The following is a 2,291-nucleotide window of genomic DNA, read 5'->3' on the forward strand; positions in this document are numbered from 1 at the left end:
GCCCACACTCCGCCGGAATCCGGATTTCCCTTCATATCCAGCTGGGATACCCGGTTCAGCGGCTGGCTGACGAGGTGCCAGTTTTTCAAGTCCTTGGAGTGATGAATTTGAACACCAGGAAACCATTCAAACGTGGAGACGGCAATGTAATAATCATCGCCTACCCTGCAAATACTTGGATCTGGATTAAAACCTGTTAAAACTGGATTTTGAATTGTCATTTTCTCTCATTCCCTCCCACTAAATAAAACGCTTTCATTAATAAAATTGAAACATGCATACTAATATGGCAGTATAGGTTGGAGCAGTCTCACTTTTGAGGGCATTTAACCAGACACTTATTAAATATTTTTTATTCAACCCATACTTTGTATACCGGACAAACTAACTGAACAAATAAAAAGCAAGGTCATAAACGAAAAATTCCCTTGGCTAGTTTAGCTTTTATCATAGAAGCTGTACTAATATGGTAGTTGTGGGTTTATTATATAATCTGTAAATCAAAATTCCAAGTGTTTTTTTGGAAAAAGTTATTTTTTTTTGAAAATTCAGTTTGAAACGATAAAATGCATTGAACAAAATATGTTCAATGCATGTTGAAATAATCCGATTCAGTTTAAAGAAATCTCTCCTATTTTAGCCTTTTTTAACAAACCTTTTTTGAATATCCTCCATCATCATCTGACTGTTTTTCATAACGAAAAAGGCCGTGATACTGAAGGTGAACAAAATTGAAAAGCCGGATGTCGCAGCGAGCAGCCCGATTCCTACAGCAACGAGGCACACATTCACAATCGCTGTTTTCCACTTTTCGGCTAAATAATATGCGGACAGCCGCCATAAAGCCTTTTTCTGAAAGGTAAATCTCGTTTGAATAATAAGCACGTTCATTGAAACGAGCATCCAGATGATTAGGATCACGAGCAAGGCGGCTGACCCGATCATTTTTCCGGGCAGCGATGATCCGTTCAGGTAAAAGATATCCGCTCCCAGCAAAAAGGCGACAGTGATCATGACAAGCCAATTTGTTGAGGATTCACGTACGTTCCTTCGAATATTTTGCCAGAAGCTTCGTGCTGGCGCGACCTCTCCTCCACGTATAAACGCATCCATTGTCCGAAGCAGGGCGTAAATAGACGGACCGGCTGGAAGGAGCGCCGCATAGTAAATCCAGCTGTTGGATGAGGTCTGGTTCAACGTCAAGAAAAAAAACAGGAACAGGAGATTTGCTGCTACAAAGCAAAGATTCACCATGATAAATGTGTAGCTTGTCTGCACCCAGCCGTACACTGTGCCGATACCGATTGATTCATGCGTTTTCATCCGCTCCGCTCCTTTCTTATCCGATCGTCATTATGGCTTCGCTTTGTAGGAAAAATAATCAAAATCGGCCGGCTTCCGGCTTCCGGTCATGTCAATCGCACACATGCCGACAAATGCACCTGTAAAAAAGCCGCCTTGATCAACGTAATCATCCGAAAGCTTATAGGCGTCAAATTGAACAGGAATCTCTTTCCACGTTTCACCATCTATTGAATAGCTGAAGAAATAATGATCTCCGCGGACACTTACTCGCAAATAAACGGCTGCTGCTTCATCCGGCACCTGGATTTCCGAGCCGTGAATCGGCCGGTCTGCTTTAAACTGGTCACAGATCATGATGTCAATGATCTTTCCTTTTTCTTCATGCCACGTCACATGGACAAACACCCAGTTGCGGATGTTGTAATAGCACGTCAGCCCGGCCATTTGCTGAAACGTGTCTGGCTCGAACTCGACCTTCGTTTCTGCCTCAAAGGAAAAGTGCTGCCAGCGCCTTGCCACATGCGCCTGTGTAAACTGCGAGTGAAGCGATTCCCGGCCGTACAAGCGGAGGTGGCTGTCCCGCTCTGTTAAAGAGCCGATTTCTTCATTAAACGGAATGCGCAGCGTCTGAAAGTGATGGTTTAATTGGCCCGTACGGAAATCATCCTTCTCTGGAAAATCCGCCTCCCACGTCACCTCCGGCAGATCCGGTGCTTCTACTTCGACGGATGGACTGTTGCCGCCGATCACGTACGGCCAGCCGTCCCGCCACTCGAGCTTTTGAATCGCTGTTTCTCTTCCAAGCGGACAGAAGCCTCTTTCCTCCAGCAGCTTTTTGCCCGGTCTTTTTAATGGACGCCCCATTAAATGCGCCAGGTACCAGTCGCCGTCCTGCGTTTGAACGATCGATGCATGCCCCGCTTTTTGAAGCGGATTGTGCAGATCATGCCAGGAAGTAAGCAGTGGGTTTTGCGGATGAACCTCAT

Annotated in this window: 3 protein-coding genes; all 3 read right to left on the bottom strand. The window is 45.3% G+C overall.

Annotated elements, in window-relative coordinates:
* The coding region (locus tag BW952_RS19080) for a family 43 glycosylhydrolase (protein WP_139325462.1) at nt 1–221 on the bottom strand (221 nt) is incomplete at its 3' end.
* Nucleotides 222–636: 415 nt separating this feature from the next.
* Entirely contained in the window at nt 637–1,323 is a 687-nt protein-coding gene (locus BW952_RS19085) for a DUF624 domain-containing protein (RefSeq protein WP_045849019.1), read from the bottom strand.
* A gap of 30 nt (nt 1,324–1,353) precedes the next feature.
* On the bottom strand, nt 1,354–2,291 hold a 938-nt coding region (locus BW952_RS19090), incomplete at its 5' end, for a glycoside hydrolase family 43 protein (RefSeq protein ID WP_139325463.1).

Source organism: Domibacillus enclensis (assembly GCF_900156125.1).
Lineage (GTDB): Bacteria > Bacillota > Bacilli > Bacillales > Domibacillaceae > Domibacillus > Domibacillus enclensis.

Bases quoted from the DNA above. Each gene is read 5' to 3' on its own strand.
- BW952_RS19085 (WP_045849019.1), bottom strand. From the start codon at position 1,323: ATGAAAACGCATGAATCAATCGGTATCGGCACAGTGTACGGCTGGGTG.